This is a genomic window from Pseudomonas sp. GW821-FHT09H03 (genome assembly GCF_059415945.1).
Genome location: NZ_JBWKOF010000005.1, coordinates 84,853 through 109,103, shown reverse-complemented (window position 1 = coordinate 109,103; position 24,251 = coordinate 84,853). Strand labels below are relative to the sequence as shown.

Annotated in this window: 22 protein-coding genes and 3 pseudogenes; 17 read left to right on the top strand and 8 right to left on the bottom strand. The window is 61.0% G+C overall.

The features are described 5' to 3' along the window. Positions 1 to 221 precede the first annotated feature (221 nt). From AC07OG_RS08795 to AC07OG_RS08760, 8 genes and pseudogenes are all read left to right on the top strand, one after another. Entirely contained in the window at positions 222 to 743 is a 522-nt protein-coding gene (locus tag AC07OG_RS08795; RefSeq protein ID WP_495066779.1) for a cytochrome C, read from the top strand. 160 nt (positions 744 to 903) lie between these two features. Further along, positions 904 to 1,065, top strand: a pseudogene (locus tag AC07OG_RS08790) (hemin-degrading factor); the annotation flags it as partial. Between the two features lie 20 nt (positions 1,066 to 1,085). Next, positions 1,086 to 1,964, top strand: coding sequence for a heme/hemin ABC transporter substrate-binding protein (locus tag AC07OG_RS08785; RefSeq protein WP_495066778.1), 879 nt, complete (start codon positions 1,086 to 1,088; stop codon positions 1,962 to 1,964). A gap of 50 nt (positions 1,965 to 2,014) precedes the next feature. Continuing rightward, on the top strand, positions 2,015 to 2,998 hold the full coding sequence (locus AC07OG_RS08780) for a FecCD family ABC transporter permease (protein WP_495066912.1): 984 nt from the start codon (positions 2,015 to 2,017) through the stop codon (positions 2,996 to 2,998). After that, positions 2,998 to 3,765: a heme ABC transporter ATP-binding protein gene (locus AC07OG_RS08775; protein WP_218423264.1), complete on the top strand. Its 768-nt coding sequence runs from the start codon at positions 2,998 to 3,000 to the stop codon at positions 3,763 to 3,765. The genes AC07OG_RS08780 and AC07OG_RS08775 overlap by 1 nt, the downstream gene beginning before the upstream one ends. A gap of 49 nt (positions 3,766 to 3,814) precedes the next feature. Then, the gene (locus AC07OG_RS08770) at positions 3,815 to 4,699 is read left to right on the top strand and encodes a ChaN family lipoprotein (RefSeq protein ID WP_495066777.1); all 885 of its coding nucleotides are present in this window, start codon (positions 3,815 to 3,817) and stop codon (positions 4,697 to 4,699) included. A 290-nt stretch (positions 4,700 to 4,989) separates the two neighbouring features. Continuing rightward, positions 4,990 to 5,595: an SCO family protein gene (locus AC07OG_RS08765; protein ID WP_060543641.1), complete on the top strand. Its 606-nt coding sequence runs from the start codon at positions 4,990 to 4,992 to the stop codon at positions 5,593 to 5,595. After that, positions 5,596 to 6,105 (top strand): copper chaperone PCu(A)C, encoded by a 510-nt coding sequence (locus tag AC07OG_RS08760; protein ID WP_495066776.1) that lies wholly within the window; start codon positions 5,596 to 5,598, stop codon positions 6,103 to 6,105. A gap of 98 nt (positions 6,106 to 6,203) precedes the next feature. Here the strand turns inward: AC07OG_RS08760 and AC07OG_RS08755 are convergent, their stop codons facing one another. Then, the gene (locus tag AC07OG_RS08755; protein WP_495066775.1) at positions 6,204 to 6,398 is read right to left on the bottom strand and encodes a hypothetical protein; all 195 of its coding nucleotides are present in this window, start codon (positions 6,396 to 6,398) and stop codon (positions 6,204 to 6,206) included. 78 nt (positions 6,399 to 6,476) lie between these two features. Continuing rightward, the gene (locus tag AC07OG_RS08750; RefSeq protein ID WP_371318043.1) at positions 6,477 to 6,770 is read right to left on the bottom strand and encodes a hypothetical protein; all 294 of its coding nucleotides are present in this window, start codon (positions 6,768 to 6,770) and stop codon (positions 6,477 to 6,479) included. A 219-nt stretch (positions 6,771 to 6,989) separates the two neighbouring features. Here AC07OG_RS08750 and potE point away from each other — a divergent pair, with 219 nt between their 5' ends. The 4 genes from potE to AC07OG_RS08730 all read left to right on the top strand — a co-directional run bounded on the left by potE (position 6,990) and on the right by AC07OG_RS08730 (position 12,375). After that, entirely contained in the window at positions 6,990 to 8,399 is a 1,410-nt protein-coding gene (potE, locus tag AC07OG_RS08745; protein ID WP_060543645.1) for a putrescine-ornithine antiporter, read from the top strand. Next, positions 8,396 to 10,681 carry an Orn/Lys/Arg family decarboxylase gene (locus AC07OG_RS08740; protein WP_060543646.1) on the top strand — a complete coding sequence of 762 codons (2,286 nt, stop codon included), beginning with the start codon at positions 8,396 to 8,398 and terminating at the stop codon, positions 10,679 to 10,681. The genes potE and AC07OG_RS08740 overlap by 4 nt, the downstream gene beginning before the upstream one ends. 181 nt (positions 10,682 to 10,862) lie before the next feature. Further along, positions 10,863 to 11,264, top strand: a complete 402-nt coding sequence (locus AC07OG_RS08735; RefSeq protein ID WP_060543647.1) for a hypothetical protein — start codon at positions 10,863 to 10,865, stop codon at positions 11,262 to 11,264. 442 nt (positions 11,265 to 11,706) lie between these two features. Then, a complete protein-coding gene (locus AC07OG_RS08730) occupies positions 11,707 to 12,375 on the top strand; it encodes a DUF3313 domain-containing protein (RefSeq protein ID WP_495066774.1) in 669 nt (222 codons plus the stop codon). A 54-nt stretch (positions 12,376 to 12,429) separates the two neighbouring features. Here AC07OG_RS08730 and ligD read toward each other — a convergent pair whose 3' ends face one another. Both ligD and AC07OG_RS08720 read right to left on the bottom strand, forming a co-directional pair. Further along, the gene (gene ligD, locus AC07OG_RS08725) at positions 12,430 to 15,036 is read right to left on the bottom strand and encodes a DNA ligase D (RefSeq protein ID WP_495066773.1); all 2,607 of its coding nucleotides are present in this window, start codon (positions 15,034 to 15,036) and stop codon (positions 12,430 to 12,432) included. Between the two features lie 153 nt (positions 15,037 to 15,189). After that, on the bottom strand, positions 15,190 to 15,933 hold the full coding sequence (locus tag AC07OG_RS08720; RefSeq protein ID WP_495066772.1) for a tellurite resistance TerB family protein: 744 nt from the start codon (positions 15,931 to 15,933) through the stop codon (positions 15,190 to 15,192). 247 nt (positions 15,934 to 16,180) lie between these two features. Here AC07OG_RS08720 and pcsA point away from each other — a divergent pair, with 247 nt between their 5' ends. Beyond that, a complete protein-coding gene (gene pcsA / locus AC07OG_RS08715) occupies positions 16,181 to 16,903 on the top strand; it encodes a phosphatidylcholine synthase (RefSeq protein WP_495066911.1) in 723 nt (240 codons plus the stop codon). Between the two features lie 127 nt (positions 16,904 to 17,030). Here pcsA and AC07OG_RS08710 read toward each other — a convergent pair. Next, positions 17,031 to 17,429, bottom strand: a pseudogene (locus AC07OG_RS08710) (SAM-dependent methyltransferase); the annotation flags it as partial. Between the two features lie 56 nt (positions 17,430 to 17,485). On the opposite strand from AC07OG_RS08710, the pseudogene AC07OG_RS08705 reads away from it, so the two are divergent. Next, a pseudogene (locus AC07OG_RS08705) lies at positions 17,486 to 17,818 on the top strand (helix-turn-helix transcriptional regulator); the annotation flags it as partial. Between the two features lie 12 nt (positions 17,819 to 17,830). On the opposite strand, the gene AC07OG_RS08700 reads toward AC07OG_RS08705, so the two are convergent. From AC07OG_RS08700 to AC07OG_RS08690, 3 genes are all read right to left on the bottom strand, one after another. Then, positions 17,831 to 19,048 (bottom strand): cytochrome c biogenesis protein DipZ, encoded by a 1,218-nt coding sequence (locus AC07OG_RS08700; RefSeq protein WP_495066771.1) that lies wholly within the window; start codon positions 19,046 to 19,048, stop codon positions 17,831 to 17,833. A gap of 491 nt (positions 19,049 to 19,539) precedes the next feature. After that, entirely contained in the window at positions 19,540 to 19,794 is a 255-nt protein-coding gene (locus AC07OG_RS08695) for a hypothetical protein (RefSeq protein ID WP_495066770.1), read from the bottom strand. Between the two features lie 36 nt (positions 19,795 to 19,830). Continuing rightward, positions 19,831 to 20,094 carry a DUF2790 domain-containing protein gene (locus tag AC07OG_RS08690; protein WP_495066769.1) on the bottom strand — a complete coding sequence of 88 codons (264 nt, stop codon included), beginning with the start codon at positions 20,092 to 20,094 and terminating at the stop codon, positions 19,831 to 19,833. A 305-nt stretch (positions 20,095 to 20,399) separates the two neighbouring features. On the opposite strand from AC07OG_RS08690, the gene AC07OG_RS08685 reads away from it, so the two are divergent. The 3 genes from AC07OG_RS08685 to AC07OG_RS08675 all read left to right on the top strand — a co-directional run bounded on the left by AC07OG_RS08685 (position 20,400) and on the right by AC07OG_RS08675 (position 23,843). Then, positions 20,400 to 21,140, top strand: coding sequence for a response regulator (locus AC07OG_RS08685; RefSeq protein ID WP_218423272.1), 741 nt, complete (start codon positions 20,400 to 20,402; stop codon positions 21,138 to 21,140). Further along, complete coding sequence (locus AC07OG_RS08680) at positions 21,137 to 22,447, top strand: ATP-binding protein (protein ID WP_495066768.1); 1,311 nt, start codon at positions 21,137 to 21,139, stop codon at positions 22,445 to 22,447. Before AC07OG_RS08685 ends, AC07OG_RS08680 begins: the two co-directional genes overlap by 4 nt. A gap of 349 nt (positions 22,448 to 22,796) precedes the next feature. Further along, entirely contained in the window at positions 22,797 to 23,843 is a 1,047-nt protein-coding gene (locus AC07OG_RS08675) for a class I SAM-dependent methyltransferase (RefSeq protein WP_495066767.1), read from the top strand. Positions 23,844 to 24,251 lie beyond the last annotated feature (408 nt).

Genomic DNA, 24,251 nt, shown 5'->3' with positions numbered 1-24,251 from the left:
CGCAACCGGCGTTTTTTTTCTGACTGCATTTCTTTTTTTCTGCTCACTGCACCTGTAGGAGCGAGCATGCTCCGGGCGGCGTTCCGACGATGGTCGTTAACGATAACGCGTGTTTACTGGCTAAACGCGGTGTTCTCAAGTCCATCGTCGGAACGCCGCCCGGAGCATGGGCGCTTCCACAGAGATCCAGGGCAAAACCGGTCATCAGCGGAGTTGGATGCATGCGTACTTTGATATTGCTCGGTCTCGTCTGCGCCCTGAGCGCCCCGCTTGCCTATGCCCGTGCCATTCCCGACCCGACGCAGCGTCACGCACCAGGTAACGAACTAGCGCAAAAAGAAATTGCCCGTGCCGGCTACAGCGTTGGCGTGAACTACCAGTTGCAATGCGCCGGTTGCCATTTGGGTGACGGTACGGGCTCCGCCGCCAACGACACGCCAAGGATGAAAGGCTTTGTCGGCAATTTCCTGAAAGTCCCGGGGGGCCGTGAATTTCTCGTGCGCGTGCCCGGCATGTCGCAATCGGCATTGAACAATGCGCAACTCGCCGACCTGCTCAACTGGCTGATGCGCAAAGACGGGATGGCGGGTCAAAGCGTGCCGGCCGATTACCAGCCCTATACCGCTGAAGAAATCGCCGCATTGCGCGCCAGTACCATGCTCAACCTGCCCGGTACCCGCGGCGAACTGATCAAGGCGATGCGTGCGAAAGGCATCGCGATTGATGACGGGATGAATTACTGAAGACCTCGGTACCTTATTTGAGCTGGCTTGCCAGCGATGACGGCCTCAAATATTGCGTCGCCCACCGCAACGCCATCGCCCGCAAGCCGGCCCCTACAGATTTGTGCAGTGCCCCCCAATCACCATGCACCCGCGATCCTGGTGGAACAGGCTTGCCTGCGAACTGTGGCGTGTGCGAAAGCCGAGCGTCGATGGCATCATCACCCGCTACGAAGGTTTCGATGCTGCAGGCGAACGGGTCATCCAGTTGTTCGGCGTGCGCAAGCCGGGCATTACCGAGCGTGACGACTGGCGTGCCCTGGCAGAAACCGCACCACTGTGATCGCCTAAGGAATAGTCCCGATGCGTATGAAAACACTGCTTGCCTGTGCCGGCGTGCTCGTCAGCCAGATGGCCGTCGCCGACGCCCTGCCCCAGCGCTGGGTCAGCGCCGGTGGCGCATTCAGCGAATGGGTGGTCGCCCTCGGTGGCGAAGGCCGACTGGTGGGTGTCGACAGCACCAGTCAGCACCCGCAGACATTGCGCAGCCTGCCAAGCGTCGGCTACCAACGCGCACTGGCCGCCGAAGGCATTCTGGCCCTGAAGCCGGACATTCTGGTGGGCAGCACTGAAATGGGGCCGCCACCGGTGCTGGAGCAGCTCAAGGCCGCCGGCGTGCGCATTGAAATGCTCTCGGCGAAGGCTGACGTAGCGGCCCTGCAACACAACCTGACTGAGCTCGGCCAATTGCTGGGCAAGCAAACCGAAGCGCAAGCCCAGACGGCCGGTTACCTCAAGCGCCTGCAAGCCCAGGCTGACTGGGTCAAGCAAGCACAACAGCGACACCCGGCACCGCGGGTGTTGATGCTGCTCAGCCACTCCGGTGGCAATCTGCAGGTCGCGGGCAAAGACACCCTGGCGGCCTGGATGATCGAGCAGGCCGGTGGCACAAGCCTGGGCGAGCACAACGGCTATAAACCGGTCTCCAACGAAGCCATGCTGGCCCTGGACCCGCAGGTGATCATCTTCGCCGGTGGTCGCCTGGAGGGTGACGCGGCACGTGCGGCGCTGCTGCAGCAGAACCCGATCCTGGCGCAAACCCGCGCCGGGCGTGATGGCCGGGTGCTGGTGATCGATCCGACGCTGCTGGTCGGCGGTCTTGGCCCGCGCGTACCGGATGCCCTGAGCCGTCTCTGCGCAGCGTTCTACCCGGACGTAAAAACCGCCGGGATCAGCCAATGACGGCCATTTTCCGGCCGCGTCCGACACTGATCTTCCTGGGGTTGTTGCTGATCCTGGTGTTCTGGCTGTCCCTTGCCCTGGGACCGGTCAGTCTGCCCCTAAGTGATACCTTGCTGGCCGGGCTGCGCTTGCTCGGCTTGCCGCTCGACGTTGGCGACACCCAACAAGCGGAACTGATCCTGGGGCAGATTCGTTTGCCGCGCAGCCTGCTGGGGATTTCTGTCGGCTCGGTACTGGCGTTGTCCGGCGTGGCGATGCAGGGGTTATTCCGCAACCCCCTGGCGGACCCGGGCCTGGTCGGTGTCTCTGGCGGTGCGGCACTCGGTGCGGCCATCGCCATTGTCGGTGGCAGCCTGCTTGGCGGCATTCCACCCGCTGTCGAACCCTACCTGCTGTCAGTCTGCGCCTTCGCTGGCGGCCTGATCGTCACGGCGGTGGTGTATCGCTTTGGCCGCAAGAACGGGCAGACTGATGTCGCCACCATGCTGTTGGCAGGCGTGGCGATGACGGCCATGGCCGGTGCCGGGGTCGGGCTGTTTACTTACCTGGCCGATGACGCGACCTTACGCACCCTGACCTTCTGGAACCTGGGCAGCCTCAACGGCGCAAGCTACCCGCGTTTGTGGCCGTTGCTGATCGTGGCCGTCGGCGTGGCGCTGTGGTTGCCACGCCGGGCGGCGGCGCTCAATGCGATGCTGCTGGGCGAATCCGAGGCCCGCCACCTGGGCTTTAATATCGAGCGGATCAAGCTGGAACTGGTGTTCTGTACCGCACTGGGTGTCGGCGCCGCTGTTGCTGCGGCCGGCCTGATCGGATTCATCGGTCTGGTGGTGCCGCATCTGATGCGCCTGCTGGTCGGTCCAGATCACCGGGTGTTGCTGCCCGCCTCGTTGCTGGCCGGTGCCAGCCTGTTGCTGCTGGCCGATCTGGCCGCGCGCCTGCTGCTGGCGCCGGCCGAGTTGCCGATCGGCATCGTCACAGCGCTGATTGGTGCTCCCTTCTTTCTCTATCTGCTGGTACGAGGGCGCTCCTGATGCTGCGGGCAAACAATTTGCTGGTACGCCGTGGCCAACGCACGGTACTGGCGAACATCGATATCGCCCTGCGCCCCGGTGAAGTACTTGGCGTGCTCGGGCCGAACGGCGCGGGCAAAAGCACCCTGCTCGCCGCCTTGTGCGGTGAATTGCCGGCCAATGAAGGCACAGTCAGCCTCGACGAGCGCAAGCTTGCCGACTGGCCGGGTCAGGAGCGGGCGAGACGCCTGGCCGTGTTGCCGCAGAGTTCGAGCCTGAACTTTGCTTTCTCGGTCAATGAGGTCGTGGGCATGGGTCGCCTGCCTCACGCCAGTGGCCGCGTGCGCGACGCGGAAATTGTCGCCGAGGCGCTGCGGGCCGCCGATGCCCTGCACCTGGCCGGGCGCAGCTATCTGGCCCTGTCCGGGGGTGAACGCCAGCGCGTACATCTGGCGCGGGTACTCGCCCAGTTGTGGCCGGGCGCTGAAGGCCAGACCCTGCTGCTCGATGAGCCAACCTCGATGCTCGACCCGTTGCACCAGCACACCATTCTGCAAGCGGTGCGCGACTTCGCCGGGCGCGGTGCGGCGGTGCTGGTGATCCTTCACGACCTCAACCTGGCCGCGCGTTATTGCGATCATCTGCTGTTGCTGCAGGACGGCCTGCCCCATGCCTACGGTACACCGGCAAACGTGCTGACCGCCGATGCGCTGGCGGCGGTGTATGGGTTGCAGGTGTTGATCCAGCAACATCCGGAACGTGGTCACCCGTTGATCATCGCGCGCTGAATCGCCCCCTCCTCTGGTGGAGGGGCCTTTGCCAATACAAGGAAATCCGATGCGCTTTCTGTTGCTCTGTGCATTCAGCCTGCTGGCTGCCTGCCAAACCCATCACGTCACGCCGCCTCCGGCACCGATTGCTCCCGAGGGGCGAGATCACACTGACCTGGGCGTTATCCGCGAACTGGCCACGGGCCGTACGCTGACACCCCAGGAGCTGGTCCAGCGCCTGGCCGTTGCGCTCCGCGTGCTGGTCGGCGAACAGCACGACAACCCGGATCACCACGCCCTGCAACTGTGGCTGCTGCGCGAACTGGCGGCGCAACGGGCACAAGGCAGCCTGCTGATGGAAATGCTCAATCCCGACCAGCAGGCCAGGGTCGATGCCGCCCAGGCGGCCATTCGAGCCGGTGAGCCTGTGGCCGACCCCTTCAAGGCGTTGGCCTGGCAGGCCAACTGGGACTGGAGCGTTTATGGCGCCCTGGTGACCTACGCCTTGCGCCAGCCGTATCCGCTGCTGTCAGCCAACCTCGACCGTGCGCAGATCATGCAGATCTACAAACAGCGCCCGGTGCTTGAAGGCAGCGCCTCGACCACGAAACAGGTGCAGGCGACCCTGCTGGAAGACATCCGCCAATCCCATTGCGGCCTACTGCCCGACGCGCAGATGCCGGCGATGCTTGCCGTGCAACAGCAGCGTGACCGACGCATGGCCGAACGCCTGATTACCGCACCGACCCCTGCGCTGTTGCTGGCTGGCGCCTTCCATGTGCGCAAGGACCTGGGTGTGCCGCTGCACCTCAAGGACCTGGGTGCAGGTAAAGTTGATGCGGTGTTGATTCTGGCCGAGGTGGGCAAGACGGTAACGGCCGACAATGCGGATTACGTGTGGTACACGGCGGCTCAGCCGGAACAGGATCATTGCGCGAAACTGCGTCGTTAAACCCGATGGCACGCAATACCCGAAACACAGTCGTAAGGAGGCTTGCCGTAGTAAGGGGGATTGGCTGTGGCAAGCCCCCTCGCCACAGGCCTGGTTTTTGCCCAAAGACCCTCACTGAAATTGTATTCACCCTCAATCTCCAGCGCGACACTATGTCACGCCTTGGCATCGGTCCAATGGTCGAATCCGCCCGTCCCGCACCAGCACAGTTTGGTACCATCCCCGGGTTTTTCACGACTGATCCGTCAACCTGCCGATAATCCGGCAGGCTTCACAGGATATTTTTCTGCATGAGTACTCTGTATACCCGCCGAACCCTCCTGCAAGGCATGGGCCTGTTGAGCCTGGGCCTGCTCGCCGGCTGCGATGGCAGCAGCAAGCTGTCGTTCAAGTACGGCAAGGACCTCAGCGACAAGATCATGGGGCGTAACTTCAAGCTCAAGGACACCCAGGGCGAAACCCGCATGCTGGGCAGCTATCGCGGCATGATGCCGATGATTTTCTTCGGTTTCACCCAATGCCCGGCCGTCTGCCCGACCACCTTGGCCCGCGCCGCCCAGGCGAAGAAACTGATGGGCCGCGACGGCGAAAGACTGCAGGTGATCTTCATCACCCTGGACCCCGAACGCGACACCCCCGAACTGCTCGACAAATACGTCAAGGCCTTCGACCCGAGTTTTGAAGCGCTGTACGGCACCCTCGAAGAAACCGCCGCCACCGCCAAGGAGTTCGGTGTGTTCTTTGAAAAGGTCCCGAGCGGCGATACCTATACCCTCTCCCATACCGCGACCAGTTTTGTCTTCGACTCCCGGGGCAACCTGCGCCTGGGCTTGTCCACGTCCCTGACGGCAAAAGAGTGCGCAGAAGACCTGCTCACCGTGATGGAGGTTTGCTGAATGAATGCCCCACTGGCAAAAAACCGCTTTGCGCAACGCTGCAAGCAACTGGCGCTGGGCCTTTCCCTGATCGGCATGAGCTGGCAAGTGTTGGCGCAAACTCAAATCGAGGATGCCTGGGTACGTGCAACAGTCGCCGGTCAGCCTTCGAGCGGCGCCTTCATGACGCTCACCGCCAGCGAAGACAGCAAGCTGCTGAGCGTGCAATCGCCCGTGGCGAAAACCGTGCAGATTCACCAGTCGAGCATGCAGGACGACGTGATGAAGATGCAGCAGGTGCAATCCGTGGCGCTGCCGGCGGGCAAGCCGGTGAGTTTTGATCCCCACGGCTATCACATCATGCTGATGAACCTGACCGCGCAGATCAAAGAAGGCGACAAGGTACCGCTGACCCTGACCGTGGAAAATGCCAAGGGCGAGAAAGAGACGATTCAGGTTGAAGCCGTGGCCAAGGCGCTGGACACCATGGATCACAGCAAGATGACCCATGATCACAGCAAGATGAATTGATTGCCGACTTGTAGGAGCCTGCTCGCTCCTACAGTTCTTTGTTGCGCAGCTCTACCTTTTAGAAATCAACAGTCACCGACAGCTGCAACGTTCGCGGCTCACCCTTGGTCAGGTAGTTGTTGGCGGTTGAGGTCGCTGGACGCCTTCCTCTGCCCGGTGTCCATCCAGGTCGCTCCGGCCAGCAAACCCAGGCCGTCCACCGACTCGCCGAACAGTTTCAACTCCACACCCTTGTTCACTTGTTCGCCATTGACACTCAACCTCGGCAGCCGCGCGCCGGGATTAGTTGACATCGCCGTCGCCATCGCCGACTAGCCGGCTCCCACAGGTTTGATGATCCGGACCAGGCACACGCGGGTACGGCTATTGGTTTATTTCCGCGCCAGCTTGTACTTGAGGCAGTCTTGATAAAAACCCTGGCGGATCGCCTCCGGTTTCAACCGCGAGGCGCTGTCATAGGTTTGCTCGGTAATGCCCATTGCCATCATGCGCATCCAGCTGCGGGAGAACTTGTAGGCCTGGATTTTCTGCCGCGCAGCATACAGTGAAACCCCCGAGAGCTTGAGTTCCTGTGCCCTGGCGGCAGTACCCGCACCCCAACTGCACTGGTAGCGGTCGCCATCCTTCAAATCCCTGCCGTGGGCAGCGCCTGCCGTTGCCACCATTGCCAGAGAAACCAACGCGATCCCTGTATTACGCATCGCTAATCCTTAACCATTTGAAAATAAAATGATTTTCGCGAATTACAGAGCAGCGCGGGGCCAGTATAGTGCCCTACCGTTCGTCGGACTGACCTGAGTCAAATCTATGACGGTCATTTCTTGCGACATTCCAAACCTTTGCTATAGATAACACACACTCTCAGCAACCAATGAGGCATCTGAATGTCAGTCGCGAAGAAAATGACAGTGGGGCAACTGACAATGTTGACTGCCGTCAACATGTTGGGCTCAGGCATCATTCTGTTGCCAACGAAACTTGCCGAAGTGGGCGGAATCTCGATTCTTTCCTGGCTGATCACAGCCACCGGCTCCCTGGCACTGGCTTATGCCTTTGCCCGTTGCGGGATGCTCAGTCGCAAGACTGGCGGCATGGGCGGTTATGCCGAATACACCTTCGGTAAAGCCGGTAACTACATCACCAACTACACCTATGGCCTGTCGCTGTTGATTGCCAACGTGGCAATCAGTATTACCGCGGTCGGCTACATACAGGTGTTGCTCGACGTCAAACTCGATCCGCTGCAAGTCGGTCTGGCGACCATTGCCTTGCTATGGATCACCACCTTCGCCAACTTCGGCGGCGCGAATATCACCGGTCGCATCGGCGCGGTCACCGTCTGGGGTGTAATTGCCCCGGTGGTGCTGGTATCCACCATCGGCTGGTTCTGGTTCGACAGCAGCGTCTATGCGGCCGGCTGGAACCCGCACAACATGGGCATGCTCGAAGCCGCAGGCGCCTCGGTGGCGATTACCCTGTGGGCCTTCCTTGGCCTGGAATCGGCGTGCGCCAACACCGACGCGGTGGAAAACCCGGAGCGCAACGTACCCATCGCGGTACTGGGCGGCACCCTGGGCGCGGCAGTGATCTACATCGTCTCCACCAACGTCATCGCCGGCATCATCGACAACCCGGAACTGGCCGCCTCTACCGCACCGTTCGGGCTGGTCTTCGCCAAGATGTTCAACCCCATGATCGGCAACATCGTGATGGCCGCAATGGTCCTCGCCTGCGTCGGCTCGTTGCTGGGCTGGCAGTTCACCATTGCCCAGGTCTACAAAAGCTCGGCTGACACCGGTTACTTCATTCCGATCTTCGCCAAGGCCAACAAGGCCGGGACACCGATTATCGGCATGCTGGTGCTGCTGGCGGCACAGACTGCGCTGGCCTTGCTCACCATCAGTCCTGACCTGAGCAAACAGTTCGACACCCTGGTCAACCTCGCGGTGGTCACCAACCTGGTGCCGTACATCCTCTCGATGGCCGCAATCATGACCATGCAAAAAGTCTCCAACGTGCCGCAAAGCAAGGCCCTGGCGACCAACATCATTGCGCTCGTCGCGGCGGCCTACAGCTACCTGGCGCTCTACAGTTCCGGCGCACAGGCAGTAATGCTGGGCGGCGCGGCGACCATTTTCGGCTACACCATGTTCGGCTTCGTCAACAACCGCCTGATTCGCCTCGAAGCTCTCAACAACAGCGTACCGACGCAAACCGTCAGCGCGCAGCACCTCACTGGTGAGCCAGTGCCGGTCAATAACCTGAATAAATCCACTTTGGAGGTTCAATCATGACGGACTATAAACATTCCCTCGGGATGCTCGCGCTGCTGGCCAGCCCCCCACCGGATAAACGTACGGTGTTCGGCCGCGCTCTGGATCAGTTGGTTCACGATCTCGAAGGACGAGGCGTCAGTGTTCTGGCGTCGGAAAGCCTCAAGGACACTGCGTCGATCCTGCGCACAGACACTGCAGTGCAATGCTTGCTGATCCACTGGGAAATGGACGAAAGCAAAGACCACGAAGACTGCATCAAACTGCTGGTCAAGCTGCGTGAGCGCAACACCCGGGTGCCGGTGTTCCTGATCAGCGACCGGACCACTGCGTCGAGCATTCCACTGCTGGTCATGCAACATGCCGACGACTTCATCTGGTTGCCCGAGGACACCTCGCGCTTCCTCAGCGGGCGCATCCTCGCGGCCATCGAACGCTATCGCCAGGCCGCACTGCCGCCGATGTTCGGTGCGCTGGTGAAGTTTGCCCGCACCTATGAATACTCCTGGCACACCCCCGGCCATGCCGGCGGTACGGCGTTTTTGAAAAGCACCGCCGGGCGGGCCTTCTACGAGTTCTTCGGGGAAAACCTGCTGCGTTCCGACCTGTCGATTTCCGTTGGCGAACTCGGCTCGCTGCTCGACCATAGCGGCCCCATCGGCCAGGGCGAGCGTTATGCCGCCAAGGTCTTCGGCGCGCACCGCACCTACTACGTGACCAACGGCTCGTCGATGTCCAACCGCGTCATCCTCATGGCCAGCGTTACGCGCAACCAGATCGCCCTGTGCGACCGTAACTGCCACAAGTCCGCCGAACATGCGATGACCCTGTCCGGGGCCCTGCCGACCTACCTGGTGCCGACCCGCAACCGCTACGGCATCATCGGCCCGATCCTGCCGCAAACCCTTAGCGCCGCAGGCGTGAAGGCGGCAATTGCGAGCAACCCGCTGGTCAAGGAAGGCATCGACCCGACTCCGGTGCACGCGATCGTTACCAACTCCACCTACGACGGCCTGACCTACAACGTCACCCGCGTCGAAGAGTTGCTGGGCGAAAGCGTCGACCGCCTGCATTTTGACGAAGCCTGGTACGGCTATGCGCGTTTCAACCCGCTGTACGCCGGGCGCCACGCCATGCACGGCAACCCTGAAGATCACGACGAATCGAAACCGACCGTGTTCGCTACCCAGTCGACCCACAAGTTGCTGGCCGCCCTGTCCCAAGCGTCGATGATTCACGTGCGCAACGGCCGCAACCCGATCGAACACGCGCGCTTCAACGAATCGTACATGATGCATGCCTCGACCTCGCCGAACTACGCGATCATGGCGTCCTGCGACGTCAGCTCGGCGATGATGGAGGCGCCGAGCGGGCAAATCCTCACGACCGAGTCGATCGAAGAAGCCATCAGCTTCCGCCAGGTCCTCTCGCGCATGCACAACGAGATGCAGAGCAAGGATGACTGGTTCTTCACCTGCTGGCAGCCGCCGACCGTAAAAGTCGGAGCCACCACCGTGCCGTTCCATGAAGTCGACCCGGTGCAGCTCAAAACCGACCAAAATTGCTGGGTACTGCATCCCAACGAGGTTTGGCACGGCTTCGGCGACATCGAAGACGGCTATTGCATGCTCGACCCGATCAAGGTCTCGGTACTCAGCCCGGGCATGGGCGACGACGGCAACCTGCTGGCCAGCGGTATTCCGGCTTGCGTCATCACCGCCTACCTGAGCCGCCAGGGCATAGTCGTGGAGAAAACCACCGACTTCACCATCCTGTTCCTGTTCTCCATCGGTATCACCAAAGGCAAGTGGGGCACGCTGCTCAACGCCCTGCTGGACTTCAAGCGTGACTACGACGACAACGCCGACCTCGAGCTGTGCCTGCCCGACCTGTACAGCGCCAACCAGCAACGCTATGGCGGCATGGGCCTCAAGGACCTGGCCGACGAAATCTTCGCCGCCATGAAGAAACACAAGACCACCTACAACATGTCCCAGGCCTTCGGCACCCTGCCCAAAGCCGAGTTCAGCCCAGTGGAGGCCTACGAAAAACTGGTGCGCAACGAGATTGAACTGGTGACGCTCGACCAGGCCGCCGGACGCCTCGCAGCGACCGGTATCGTGCCTTACCCGCCAGGCATCCCGCTGCTCATGCCGGGCGAGAACGCAGGCCCTGCGGACGGGCCGTTGCTGGCCTACCTCAAGGCCCTGGAAGCCTTCGACACCTCCTTCCCGGGCTTCACCCACGACACCCACGGGATTGAAGTCGAGGATGGCGTTTACCGGATGCTGGTCCTGAAATAAGGTAACAAGTTTCACCGCAAGCCCCCCTGTGGGAGCGGGCTTGCTCGCGAAAGCGCACTGACATTCAAAATTGAAGTCGACTGACACTGCGCTTTCGCGAGCAAGCCCGCTCCCACACTTGATGTAATTCAGTCAAAACCCTATGGGCAAAATCAATCACAGCGCTCTATGATTGAACCCCATGACCACCGCCATTCCTCTTCGCCAACCCTGCCCACCCGGCGCCTGCGACTGCGGGCGTGACCCGCTGCTGGACACACCGGGGGCGGACCTGCGCATCCTGTTTCTGACCCGCGCCGAAGAAAAACGCCTGATCGAGCGCCTGGAAAACCTGCAAAGCCTGAGCGACCTGGAGCACTTGCAACGACGCATGTTCGAGCAACTGGGCATACGCGTTAACATCGCCCCCGGCTTCAACGAAGTACGGACCATGCGCGGCATCGGCATCAACATCGCCGAACTGCCCGGCCTGTGCCGCAAGACCCGCGCGGCCATCCCCGCCGCCATCCGCCGGGCCATGGAAAACCGACCGCAAATCGCTTACGAACTGCTCAATGCCAACGACCTGTTGCGCGATGCATAGCGGCCATGCTCCAGTGTGCAGGATTTCCCATTGCCCAAGCCGGCGCTCAGGTGTTCGATAGAAAAATGGCGACTGCAAAAAGATCTCACCATGGTTATTTTTGTCCCATTGACCGACCGACCAATGCGCCGCGGCTGGCAGCCGCCCGCTGGCAAGAAACGCTTATGGAGGCAGCGGGGCCGGCTCGGCACCCTGATTTGACCGAAAGAACAGTGGCGATTTTGTCCGTGCTATCTACGCTCATCACGGGGGACCGCACTTTTGCATTGCGGTCGTAAATGACGCTGGCGGTTTACGGTTTCATGTCATTAAGGGCACTAAAATCTGTGGACCGCTCGACAATGCCTTGATTCCAGCTATAAACGGAAACATGATCTGGCTATTCTGATGCCCTGACAGCACATAAAAAAAAAACGATTTTAACCATGGAGTAAACGGCACTATGAACCCATCCCGAAAACTGCTTGTCGGCGCCGCACTGGCCGCTCTGATGCTTGGCGGCTGCACCTCGAAAGTCACTGAACGGGAGCAGTACTCCGGCTTCCTGCCCAACTACAACAACCTGCAGGAAGTCGAAACGCCGAGCGGCGGGACGGCCATGCGCTGGGTCAGCCCATCGTGGAACGCCAATGCCTATGACACGGTGGTGTTCAACAAGCTGGAACTGTATCCGGCGCCCAAGCCCGATGAGCGAGTCAATCAGCAGACGCTCAGCGAAATCCAGAACTACATGAGCAGCAAGGCCAAAGCCACCCTGGGGCAGAAATACCGCGTGGTCTCCACCACCGCACCGGCGGGTTCCAAGCCCTTGATCATGCGTGCGGCGATCACCGGGGTGAGTGCCGAGACCGAAGGCATGAAGTGGTATGAAGTGGTACCTGTCGCGGCAGTAGTGGGTAGCGTTTCGGCAGCAACCGGCCATCGTGACCAGGACACCACCCTGTTCCTCGAAGCCGAGTTTATCGACGCCAAGACCAACCAGACCGTGGCCAAGGTGGTACGCAAGGTCTTCGGCAGCACCCTGGAAAACTCCAGCGAGAAGATCACTGCCAAGGACTTCAAGGTAGCCATCGACAAGCTGGGTACCGACTTCCAGGCGTTTATCAAGTAACCGATGACCTTGTGCAGGAGCTGCCGCAGGCTGCTCCTGCACGGGAGCGTGTTTTCAGGTTTTTTTCATGCCGATGCGCTTGCGCATCTCGGCTGTGATCGACTGCCGGGTTTTCGCCAGCCCCGCCCAAGGTTCATCGCCGACTTCGGCCAGGCGTTCATGCACGTTGTGCACATTCCACTGATTGCCACCCTTGAGTTCAGCCACTTCCTCACGAAACACCGGCACTGACACCGGCAACCCTTCGCGGGTTCGCACGGCGTAGGCGCAGATGGTGGTCGCGCCCAGTCCGTTGCGCAGGTAATCGATAAAGATCCGTCCCACCCGGTTTTTCGGGCCCGATACCGCAGAAAATCGCTCCGGCAACAATTTGGCCATGTGGCTGACAATGGCGTGGCTGAAATCCTTGACCTCATCCCAACCGAGTTTGCGGGTCAATGGCACCACGATGTGAATACCCTTGCTGCCGCTGGTTTTCAGAAACGCCTTGAGCCCCAGTTCATCCAGAACCGACAGCGTCAGCTGCGTCGCTTCGACCATGCTTTTCCATGGCAGCGCCGGGTCCGGGTCGAGGTCGAGCACGAAGCGATCCGGCTTGTCGAGTTTATCCGCCGTGGCGTTCCAGGTGTGCAACTCCACGGTGCTCATCTGTACCGCGCCGATCAGGGCTTCGGCGTTGTTGATGACCATCATCGGCTGGCCGGTGAGTTTCTGGTCCAGGGTGGTGATGCCGGGGATCGCCAGGCGTTCGGCATTTTTCTGGAAGAACAGCTCACCGGCGATGCCGTCCGGCGCGCGTACCAGCGCCACCGGGCGATCCTTGAGCTCAGGCAGAATCCATTCGGCGACGCTGGCGTAATACTGCGCCAGTTGCACTTTGGTGGTGCCGCTGCTGGCGTCAATCACCCGGTCCGGATGCGTAATTCGCACCTGGTCCTTGCCCAAGCCGATTTGTGACGGCGCCGGTTCGGTTTTCTTTGGCGTCGCCGCCGGCTTTTCGGTGGCGCTTTTTTTCATGGAAGAAGTTTTAGCAGAGGAAGTTTTCACGACTTTCGCACGCTCCTCGGTAATGTCTTCGGCGGGTTTGTCATCGCGCAGCCCATGGAATACCGCATGGCGCACCGAGCCATCCTTGGTCATTTCGGCGAAGGCCACTTCCGCCAGCAATACGGGCTTGAGCCAGTGCACATCCTTGGCCTCGAAGCCACTCGGTGGATTGACCACCGCAGGCTTTTTCGTCTGCAACGGTTTTAACTGCTTATGAATGTTGTTGAGTGTCGCTTCGTTGAAGCCGGTGCCCACCTTGCCGGCGTAGCGCAGCTCGCCACTGTCGCGATCATGCAGCCCGAGCAGCAAAGCACCGAAGGCGCTGCGCGAACCTTTCGGATCGGTAAAGCCGACAATGACGAATTCCTGCCGATGCTTGCACTTGAGTTTGATCCAGTCGCTGCTGCGCCGTGACACATACGCCGACCCCAAGCGCTTGCCGATCAGCCCTTCCATGCGCATCTGACAGGCACTGTTGAGCAAGGCTTGCGGCTCTTCGGCAAATGACTCGGAGAAGCGCAGCAGCGGGTTTTCACCGGGCTTGAGCACGGTGGACAGCGCGGCGCGGCGTTCTTCCACCGGCACTTCGCGCAGGTCGACGCCATTGAGATACGGCAGGTCAAACAGGTAGTAGACGATATTGGCACTGTTATCCGAGTCGAAGGCATTTTGCAGGGCCTGGAAATCCGGCACGCCGTGCTCGTCCGCGACCACCATTTCACCGTCAAGCCAGGCCGACTCGAGGCCCAGCGCGGCCAGCGCCTGGGCCTGTTTGGGGAGTTTGTGGGTCCAGTCGTGACCATTTCGCGTGGTGAGTTTCACTTCGTCGTGGTCGATACGCGCCATGATCCGGTAACCGTCGAACTTGATTTCGTAGCTCCAGGCGCCATCCGGGACTTTTTCCACCAGGGTCGCCAGCTGCGGTTTGAGCGATTGCGGCAATGCGGCTTTGTGGGCACCGGTCAACTGTGGTGACTTTTCCTGGCGGGCGCTGGCCTTGGGCTTTTTGACCGGTTTGGGTTTGTCTGCCGGTTTTGTCTGTTTGGCGATGATGCTGCGATCACTGAGCACGCTGTCGGGTTCGGCCACCAGTACGTCGTAATCGGTTTGCGGCCGGGCGGCCGCGTCCTGGTGCTTGATCAGGAACCATTGTTCCTTTTTACCCGGCATGTGCGTGCGCACCAGGTTCCACAGGCCACTTAGCTTCTCTCCCTGCAATTCAAACTTGAGCCGGCCCTTGGCGTATGCCTGCTCGGCATCGTCCTGGGGAATCCACACGCCACGGTCCCACACGATCACATCACCGGCGCCGTAATGCCCTTCGGGAATGCTGCCCTCGAAGGTCGCGTACTCCAGCGGATGGTCTTCAACATGGATCGCCAGGCGCTTGACCTTGGGGTCCAGGGACGGGCCTTTGGGCACTGCCCAACTCTTCAGCGCGCCGTCGAGCTCCAGGCGAAAGTCATAGTGCAGATGCGAGGCGTCATGCTTTTGAATGCAAAACTGCAAACCGTGGGCCTGGGCGGTTTTCTTGCGCGTGCGCTTGTTGGCGGCGGGCTCTGAAGTCGCCGAGAAGTCACGCATGCGGTTGTAGTCATCCAGGTTTCGGGCCATGGTTCACCTGCTGCTCGCGTCGGGCGTCGAAGTCGAACGCCCCTGACTAAGCAGAGCAAACCTGCGCCAGGATAATTCCATCAGCGTTGAAATCGCCCGGACAGACGGGACCGCGAAGCAACGGCGCCCTAATCAAGCTGCAGCACAATGCGATCAAACAACACCGCCCCTGGCCTGTTGCTCCAGGTGCACTTGCAATTCGGGGTCGATCTGCAATGCCACCGCCAGCTCGTCCAGATAATTGCGCTCGGCGTCCTGTTGGTCGTCCACCAGCATCACACTGGCCAGGTACATTTCCGAGGCCATGGCCGGGTCTGTCGCCGACTGCGCCACCTCAACCGGATCCAGTGGTTTGGCAACTTCATCGTCGAGCCACTGCTGCAATTGCGGGTCGTCGGTGTGGCGGCCGATTTCGCGGCTGATCATCAGCTTTTCTGTGTCGTCAATGCGCCCATCGGCCTTGGCCGCCGCAATCAACGCGCGCAGGATCGCATGGCTGTGCTCCTCGACTTCGGGACCTGCCAGCAAGTCCACCGTGCGCGGTGTCTCTTGCGGAGCCGATGTCTGACTGCGCTGCCAGGCCTGGTACGCCTGAAACGCCATCATCCCGAGGGAAGCGAGCGCGGCATAATTGGCGCCGCTGCCAGACCGGGTTTGCGCCGGGCCGCCCATGGGTGCGCCGCCCCTCGATGAACCACCACCCAGCAGTCCGCCAAGCAAACCGCCCAATCCAGCGCCGCCAGCGCCACCGGCCCCGGCACCACCGCCCAGCAAGCCGCCGAGCAATCCGCCCAGGTCGCCGAGCCCGCCTTGCGCCGCTGCGCCACCGCCGCCTTGCTGCGTCATCGAGCCTTGGCCGGCCCGCAGTAATTGTTCGAGCAGATCGCTGGTGTTCATGACGATGTCCTCATCAAAGGGATTGGTCCGGTCAGACAACCATAGACCTCACCGGCACATGTGCCACCTCCGTTTGGCTGACGCGCAGACGCGGCTAATTCGCGGTCGCTGGCTGCGAAGCCAGGATTCACAGGTGGTGAACCTTATCCCCGGATGTCCGGTCGATACCTGCAACCCCTCCCGGTTCTATACCGCCCCCGCTACCGGAGTGTTGACCGGCTTGCTTGATTTTCTGGAGACCGCCCGCGTGATTTCGACTCTACACATCGCCAGGCTCAAAGCATGGGGCGCCCATGGTTTTACCGCCACTGGCGTAGTCACCGCCTTCCTGGCCACCCTCGCCCTGCTGGAGAACCAGCCGACCCATTGCCTGCTGTGGCTGGGTGTCGCCCTGATCGTCGACGGGCTGGACGGTGCGCTGGCGCGCAAGGTCAATGTGCAGTCGGTGCTGCCAGGCTTCGATGGTTCGATTCTGGACCTGGTGATTGATTACCTGACCTATGTGTTTATCCCGGCACTGTTCATCTATCGCTACATCCCGTTGCCGGACTACACCCTGCTGTTTAGCGTGTCGCTGATTCTGGTGTCATCGCTATTTTGTTTCTGCAACGTCAACATGAAAAGCCAGGACAACTACTTCCAGGGCTTCCCCGCCGCCTGGAATGTGGTTGCCCTGTGCCTGTACATCATCGCCCCTTCGCCGTGGATCACCTTGGTCACGGTCATCGGTCTGGCCCTGCTGACCCTGACCCGAATGAAATTCCTGCACCCGTTTCGCGTGCGCCGCTTCATGCCGATCAACATCGCAGTCACCGCCGTCTGGCTGCTGTGCAGTTTGTCGCTGGTGCTCAATCACCCGGTGATCAATCCGCTGGTAATGGGACTGTGGCTGCTGATGTCGGCGTATTTTCTGGGGATCTGCCTGTGGCGCACGGCGCTGGAGTGGTTCGATGGTTCAAGGCCGACTTAAGTCATACCAGTTCGACTTTCCGAACACCCCCGCCCCTGTAATTGAATGGACTCGCCCAAGCCAAGGCGTCTATGCATGGGTCAGCCAGCACCTTTTCAACTGGACGGCCGCTCCTGCAGGGGTTGCCTCAGCGCCGGGTAATCACCACCTCCAGATATTCACTGGGCACCACCACCGACTTATCCCCGGCCCGGTTCAGGCGATTGATCAACTCCGTCAGATCCGCTTCCAGCGCCAGCGCACCTTCGTTGGGCAGCGCGGCGAACGCCTTGTGGATCGGGCCGTACCAGCGGCGGAAGACGTCGATGAAATGGGCCGCCGAGCGATAGCGGAAGTTGAAGGTACGGCGAGTCACCTGGAGCAGGAACTGGCGCTCGTCAAAATGCTCGTGCAGCCAGGCTTCGGTGCCCCACTGCGAGGGCGGCTGGGCCCCCGGCGGGGGTGGCACGTGTCGGCCCAGGGTCTTGAACATCTGCCCAACGAAACCCTCCGGTGTCCAGTTGGCCAGGCCTATCCGATCGTCCGGAGATTTCGCGTTGCGCCCCGGCGCGCTCACAATCAGTAACCGCCAAACGGGAAATTGCCCTCAACGCCCTGCATAAAGATCCCGGTCACACCTGGACGCTGGATGAACTGGCCAGCACCGCTGGCACATCGAGGTCGGTACTGGCCGAGCGCTTCCTGAAACTGGTCGGCAGCCCGCCCATGCAGTACCTCACGCAATGGCGGATGTTGCTCGCCGCCAACCTGTTGCGCAGCAGCAACAGCCCGCTGATACGAATTGCCGAAGAGGTGGGCTATCAGACCGATACGGCATTCAGCCGGGCCTTTCGCCGTGAGTTCGGCGCACCGCCGGCGACGTGGCGCCGGGGTCCGGAGAAAAGTACAATGGCCCACGGACCGGTGAGCCATTGACCGCGCCGGTATTTATGCCGCTTTCGCGCCTGCCCTGGCCTCTTCCAGCAACTGCTGAATCATCATCTCCTGAGCCTCATAACTGCCTTCGCCAAAGTGGCTGTAACGCACCTGCCCCTTGGCATCAATCAGATAGTGGGCAGGCCAGTACTGATTGCCGAAGTTGCGCCAGATCGCATAGTTGTTGTCGATCGCCACCGGATAGGTGATGCCGTATTCCTGCACCTTGGCCTTGACGTTATCGATGATGCGTTCGAAACCGTACTCGGGAGTGTGCACACCGATGACCACCAGGCCGTCCTTCTGGTATTTTTTCGCCCAGTCCTTCACGTAGGGCAAGGTGTGCTTGCAGTTGATGCAGTCGAAGGTCCAGAAATCCACCAGCACCACTTTGCCTTTGAGCGATTCGTTGCTCAGAGCCGGCGAGTTGATCCATTCGACGGCGCCCGACAGCGACGGCATCGCACCTTTGCCGTTATCCATGGTGCTGTCGGCCTTGACCTTGCTGACCAGGTAATCGACAACTTTCGGTACGGCTTCCAGTACGCCTTTCTCGACGCGGCTGACACCCTCGGAGGAGGTGTTGGCCAACAGCACGTCATCGGCACCGGTGGAGAGCACTGCGGCCCCGGCCAGCACTGCAACGCCAGCACCGCGGCGCAGCCAACCGGTCACCGGAATCGACGGCTTCAAGCGATTGACCAGCCCGCGCCCGGCGAAGATCAGGGTGCCGAGCGACAAGGCGCTCCCTGCGCCGTAGGCCACCAGCAACACACTGGTGCCGACATTCGCGCCTTGCAGCATGGCGCTGGTGAGGATGACCCCCAGGATCGGCCCGGCACAGGGTGCCCACAGCAGGCCGGTCGCGACGCCGATCATGATCGAGGACAGTGGGCCGGACACTTTCCGGCTGCCTGGATTGATGCGATTGCCCAGCACCACGAAGGGGTGCGCCAGCCAGTCGCCGACCCGGGCGGAAATCAGTGACAGGGCGAACAGCACCATTACGATCAGGGCGACGTGGCGGCCGGTGTTGCTGGCCTTGATCACCCACTCACTGCTGACCACGGCCAGGCTGGAGACCAGGGCGAAAGTGAGGACCATGCCGCCGAGGGCCAGCAGGATCGATGAGCGGGTGCGATGGGCTCCGGCGAACAGAAACGGCACGACCGGGAGGATGCATGGACTGAGGACGGTCAATATGCCGCCCAGGAAAGCGATGAGTAACATGGCGGTTTACCTTTTGATGTGTGGTCAGGCTCAAGATCCACCCCTCACCCTAACCCTCTCCCGAGGGAGAGGGGACTGACCGAGGTGCCTGGGCGAGATACTGCGACCTGAAATATCGAGTCGAACTCGGGCCTTGAAAGCGATGAAGGTCGTCTCCCTTTCCCCTCTGGGTAGAAGGGCTGACGCAGGGGCCTGAGCGAGATACTGCGACCTGAAATATCGAGTCGAACTCGGGCCTTGAAAGCGATGAGGTTCGACTCCCACTACCCTCTGGAATATGGGCCTGGACAATAGAACGCGACCTGAAATATCGAGTCGAACCCCGGCCTGGAAAGCGATGAGGTTCGACTCCCTCTACCCTCTGGAATATGGGCCTGGACAATAGAACGCGACCTGAAATATCGAGTCGAACCCCGGCCTTGAAAGCGATAAAGATCGGCTCCCTCTCCCTCGGGAGAGGGCTGGGGTGAGGGGTGGATTGCACCAGCGCCTCAAACTGGCTGGCTGTCCAACAACTGCCCTTGGGTCGTGCGACTGGAGCCATTCTCGGCAACCATCTGCCCCTGCGGTGTGCGGCTGGAGCCATCCTCGGCGAGCAATCGATGAGTGCCCTCCCCTGCTACGGTAGTCAGTTGAAAGCAGGTGCTGGCGCCGCAAGCGCTTTGCTCGACGGTGGCGTTGGCATGGGCGGCCGCACCGGCCATGGCGAACGCGACAGCGGTCAGGTAGCGGGTAACCTTGTTCATGATGTTCTTCCTGTTCTAGAGGGAGGGAACCCGGGCTCAGTTATCCGAGTTGCAGTTGTCGGAAAGCTTGCGGTAGTCCAGTACCCGGGTTTTGCTCTGGGAGTCCAGGTAAGTCAGCTGGGCATTCACCACCCCGCAGGAAGGCGCAGCATCCTGGGTCACCGACACCACTTTCTTGATGTCCAGGTGCGTACCGTAGGTGTAGGGTTTGGCGCTGACATCAGCTTCGGCGCGGGCCGACAAGGTGCAGATGTTCAAAGCGGCAAACAGGCAAGCGGCGTAGATGGCTTTGGTGTTCATGGCGGTTCCTCAAGGTTTCGACAGGTCAAATCGTTGATTGGGCCGAGGCGCTTGGGTTTGCCTCGATGGAACCTATTTAACGACTGGAAGGTATCGCGCATGTGTCGGGAACCGGCCCGGATAAATCAGTACGTATCTGCGCGCGGCCGGGATACAGAGGGATACAAACCTGCGCAAAAACCACGTTTTTGCCTCCGTGTGTATCCACACGCAGGCCAGATACACTGCAATACAAAGGGCGACGGGCAGGCGCACGAAGCCTCGATAGACTGTGTGACATTCCCACTTATCAGAGGCCCCGCCCCATGGAGCACATCGATCACATCCTCATCGTTGACGATGACCGCGAGATCCGCGAACTGGTCGGCAACTACCTGAAGAAGAACGGCCTGCGCACCACTGTCGTGGCGGATGGGCGACAGATGCGCGCATTCCTCGAAACCACGCCTGTGGACCTGATCGTGCTGGACATCATGATGCCGGGTGACGATGGCCTGCTGCTTTGCCGCGAGTTGCGCGCGGGCAAACACAAAGCTACGCCGGTGCTGATGCTCACCGCGCGCAACGATGAGACCGACCGCATCATCGGCCTGGAAATGGGCGCCGACGACTACCTGACCAAGCCGTTCGCTGCCCGTGAACTGCTCGCGCGCATCAACGCCGTGCTGCGCCGCACGCGGATGCTGCCGCCGAACCTGGTCGTCACTGAAAGCGGTCGGCTGTTGGCTTTCGGGCGCTGGCGCCTGGACACCTCGGCCCGGCACCTGCTGGATCAGGACGGCACCATGGTGGCGCTGAGCGGTGCCGAATATCGCTTGCTGCGGGTGTTCCTCGACCACCCGCAACGGGTGCTCAATCGCGATCAACTGCTGAACCTGACCCAGGGCCGCGACGCCGACCTGTTCGACCGTTCCATCGATCTGCTGGTCAGCCGTCTGCGCCAGCGCCTGCTGGACGACGCCCGCGAGCCGGCCTACATCAAGACCGTGCGCAGCGAGGGTTACGTTTTCTCGCTGCCGGTGGAAATACTCGGTGCCCCGTCATGACGCTGCCAATGCGCTGGCCACGCACCCTGGCCTCGCGGCTGTCGCTGATTTTCCTGATCGGCCTGATCCTGGCCCAGGTGCTGTCTTTCGGCGCGCAGTACTACGAGCGCTACGAAAGCGCGAAGAACACCATGCTCGGCAATCTGGAAACCGACGTCTCGACCTCCATCGCCATCCTCGACCGCCTGCCCGCCGCAGAGCGCGCCAGCTGGTTGCAGCAGCTGGAACGGCAGAATTACAGCTATTTGCTCAGTGACGGCTCGCCGGGGACGGCCATGGCGCCGGACATGCCCAATGCGCCAGTCGCCATGGCTTCGATCAAAGACGCCATCGGCCATGACTACCCCATGACCTTTACCGAGATCCCGGGGCCGAAAAAACACTTCCAGGTTCACCTGAAACTGGCCGACGGCAACCCGCTGACCATCGATGTACGGCCAGCCATGAAGCCATTGTCGCCGTGGTTGCCGATCGTATTGCTCGGGCAGCTGGCGCTGATGCTTGCCTGTACCTGGCTGGCCGTGAGAATTGCCATCCGTCCCCTGACCCGCCTCGCCGATGCCGTGGAAACCCTGGACCCCAACGCCCACCCGGTGCTCCTCGACGAACAGGGTCCGACTGAAGTCGCCCACGCGGCCAAGGCCTTCAACGCGATGCAGGCACGCATCGCTGCCTACCTCAAAGAACGCATGCAACTGCTGGCAGCCATCTCCCACGACCTGCAAACCCCGATCACGCGCATGAAACTGCGCGCCGAATTCATGGACGACTCAAGCGAGAAAGACAAACTCTGCAACGACCTCGGCGAGATGGAGCACTTGGTACGCGAAGGCGTGGCCTATGCCCGCAGCATCCACGGCGCCACCGAAGAAAGCCGCCGCACCGACCTGGACTCGTTCCTTGACAGCCTGGTGTTCGACTATCAGGACATGGGCAAAGACGTCCAGCTCGCTGGCAAGAGCGCCAGCGTCATCGACACCCGCCCCCATGCGCTCAGGCGAGTGCTGGTCAACCTGACCGACAACGCACTGAAATTCGCTGGCGCGGCAGAGCTTTGGGTGGAAAAAAAGGCCGACGGCAGCCTGTTGGTCAAAGTCATGGATCGAGGGCCGGGTATTGCCGAGGAGGAACTGGCGCAAGTCATGCAACCCTTCTACCGCGTGGAAAATTCAAGGAATCGCAGTACCGGCGGCACCGGGTTGGGTTTGGCGATTGCCCAGCAACTGGCGATGGCGATTGGAGGGTCGCTGACCTTGAGCAATCGTGAAGGGGGTGGGTTGTGTGCGCAGCTCCGGTTGCCGGGGTAAAGGGGCTCTGTGCAGGCGTCAGGCTTGGTTGCACAGGCATTGGGGGACGGCTGCAAGGGATGAGTCGGCTGTAAGGTTGCCATCGCCGGCAGGCCGGCTCCCACGGTGGCTGGGTACAGTCGCAAGAGATTTGGCGGCCGTCACGCGGCCAATGCGAGCACGCTCGCGCAAGGGGTTGGTACCGGTTTGGGGCATTCGTCGCTCCAGGCAATACCCCACTGCCCCGAGACTAGACTTAATGCACGCAGGACCACTTACCATCCTGCCCATTCCCACGACCACCGCCCAGCGGCGAACGCCCAGGCAAACCCAGCCTCTGGACCGTGATCCTGCCTTAGGAGCACACGTGATGGACGAGGCCAGACTCAATGATTTCATGGGCAAACTGGTGAATGACATGGGCGGCGCGGCAATGCTCGCCAATGTCATCCTCGGTGAAGAGCTCGGGCTGTACCGAGCCATGGCCGACAGCCAGCCAGTGACCCCCGAAGCACTCGCCGACAAGACCGGCTGCAACCCCCGCCTGCTGCGCGAGTGGCTCAGCGCCCACGCTGCCTCCGGTTATATGGAACACCGCGACGGTCAGTTCCGCCTGCCCGAGGAGCAAGCCCTGGCGCTGGCCATCGAAGACTCACCGGTGTATGTGGCTGGCGGTGTCGGCGTGGTTGCGTCGTTTTTTCATGACAAGGACAAACTGGTCAATGCCATGCGCGGCAATGGCGCCCTGGCCTGGGGCGATCACCATCCGTGCATGTTCAGCGGCACTGAACGCTTCTTCCGGCCCGGGTACAAAGCACACCTGATCGCCGAATGGCTGCCGGCCCTCGATGGCGTAGTGGCAAAACTTGAAGCCGGCGCTAAAGTGGCGGACGTTGGCTGCGGCCACGGCGCTTCGACCGTGATCATGGCCCAGGCATTTCCCGACTCGCGCTTCGTCGGTTTTGACTACCACGCGCCCTCCGTGACCGTCGCCACCCAGCGGGCCGAAGAAGGTGGCGTGTCAGACCGCGCGCGGTTTTTCCAGGGCACGGCAAAAAGCTACCCTGGAACCGACTACGACCTGATCTGCTATTTCGACTGCCTGCACGACATGGGCGACCCGGTGGGTGCAGCGCAACACGCCTATGAATCGCTCAAACCCGACGGCACCGTGCTGCTGGTCGAGCCCTTCGCCAACGACGCGCTCGACGACAACGCCACCCCGGTAGGCCGACTGTTCTACGCTGCCTCGACCTTTATCTGCACGCCCAACTCGCTGTCCCAGGAGGTTGGTCTCGGGCTCGGTGCCCAGGCCGGGGAAGCGCGGTTGCGCAAAGTGTTTACCGAAGCCGGTTTCTCGATCTTTCGCCGGGCCACCGAAACGCCGTTCAACCTGATTCTGGAAGCTCGCAAATAACCGCTTTGCAGGTCCACCATCGTCCGCTTAGCGTGGGTGAGCGAGCTGCTAGGTTCGACTGTAGATCCAGCCCTCACCCCAGCCCTCTCCCGGAGGGAGAGGGAGCCGATTGGGGGATATTGGACGTATCCTTCGACCTGAAAATACTTTGCCGAATCCATAATCGATGAAATGTATCAGGTCGCATAATTTCCTGAGACAACTCGGTCGGCTCCCTCCTGGAGTTCCGACTTTTCGGGAGGGATGCTTCCTCGAACCCATAATCGATGACATGTATCAGGTCGCATAATTTCCTGAGACAACTCGGTCGGCTCCCTCCTGGCGTTCCGATTTTTCGGGAGGGATACTTCCTCGAATCCATAATCGATGACATGTATCAGGTCGCATAATTTCCTGAGACAACTCGGT

Excerpts from the sequence above, each read along its gene's own strand:
- AC07OG_RS08795 (WP_495066779.1), top strand. The coding sequence starts at position 222 with ATGCGTACTTTGATATTGCTCGGTCTCGTCTGCGCCCTGAGCGCCCCG.
- AC07OG_RS08770 (WP_495066777.1), top strand. The coding sequence starts at position 3,815 with ATGCGCTTTCTGTTGCTCTGTGCATTCAGCCTGCTGGCTGCCTGCCAA.
- AC07OG_RS08740 (WP_060543646.1), top strand. The coding sequence starts at position 8,396 with ATGACGGACTATAAACATTCCCTCGGGATGCTCGCGCTGCTGGCCAGC.
- AC07OG_RS08755 (WP_495066775.1), bottom strand. The coding sequence starts at position 6,398 with ATGTCAACTAATCCCGGCGCGCGGCTGCCGAGGTTGAGTGTCAATGGC.
- AC07OG_RS08700 (WP_495066771.1), bottom strand. The coding sequence starts at position 19,048 with ATGTTACTCATCGCTTTCCTGGGCGGCATATTGACCGTCCTCAGTCCA.
- AC07OG_RS08735 (WP_060543647.1), top strand. The coding sequence starts at position 10,863 with ATGACCACCGCCATTCCTCTTCGCCAACCCTGCCCACCCGGCGCCTGC.
- AC07OG_RS08680 (WP_495066768.1), top strand. The coding sequence starts at position 21,137 with ATGACGCTGCCAATGCGCTGGCCACGCACCCTGGCCTCGCGGCTGTCG.
- AC07OG_RS08750 (WP_371318043.1), bottom strand. The coding sequence starts at position 6,770 with ATGGTGGCAACGGCAGGCGCTGCCCACGGCAGGGATTTGAAGGATGGC.
- ligD (WP_495066773.1), bottom strand. The coding sequence starts at position 15,036 with ATGGCCCGAAACCTGGATGACTACAACCGCATGCGTGACTTCTCGGCG.
- AC07OG_RS08675 (WP_495066767.1), top strand. The coding sequence starts at position 22,797 with ATGGACGAGGCCAGACTCAATGATTTCATGGGCAAACTGGTGAATGAC.
- AC07OG_RS08785 (WP_495066778.1), top strand. The coding sequence starts at position 1,086 with ATGCGTATGAAAACACTGCTTGCCTGTGCCGGCGTGCTCGTCAGCCAG.
- AC07OG_RS08775 (WP_218423264.1), top strand. The coding sequence starts at position 2,998 with ATGCTGCGGGCAAACAATTTGCTGGTACGCCGTGGCCAACGCACGGTA.
- AC07OG_RS08760 (WP_495066776.1), top strand. The coding sequence starts at position 5,596 with ATGAATGCCCCACTGGCAAAAAACCGCTTTGCGCAACGCTGCAAGCAA.
- AC07OG_RS08685 (WP_218423272.1), top strand. The coding sequence starts at position 20,400 with ATGGAGCACATCGATCACATCCTCATCGTTGACGATGACCGCGAGATC.
- AC07OG_RS08730 (WP_495066774.1), top strand. The coding sequence starts at position 11,707 with ATGAACCCATCCCGAAAACTGCTTGTCGGCGCCGCACTGGCCGCTCTG.
- AC07OG_RS08765 (WP_060543641.1), top strand. The coding sequence starts at position 4,990 with ATGAGTACTCTGTATACCCGCCGAACCCTCCTGCAAGGCATGGGCCTG.
- AC07OG_RS08695 (WP_495066770.1), bottom strand. The coding sequence starts at position 19,794 with ATGAACAAGGTTACCCGCTACCTGACCGCTGTCGCGTTCGCCATGGCC.
- AC07OG_RS08720 (WP_495066772.1), bottom strand. The coding sequence starts at position 15,933 with ATGAACACCAGCGATCTGCTCGAACAATTACTGCGGGCCGGCCAAGGC.
- potE (WP_060543645.1), top strand. The coding sequence starts at position 6,990 with ATGTCAGTCGCGAAGAAAATGACAGTGGGGCAACTGACAATGTTGACT.
- AC07OG_RS08690 (WP_495066769.1), bottom strand. The coding sequence starts at position 20,094 with ATGAACACCAAAGCCATCTACGCCGCTTGCCTGTTTGCCGCTTTGAAC.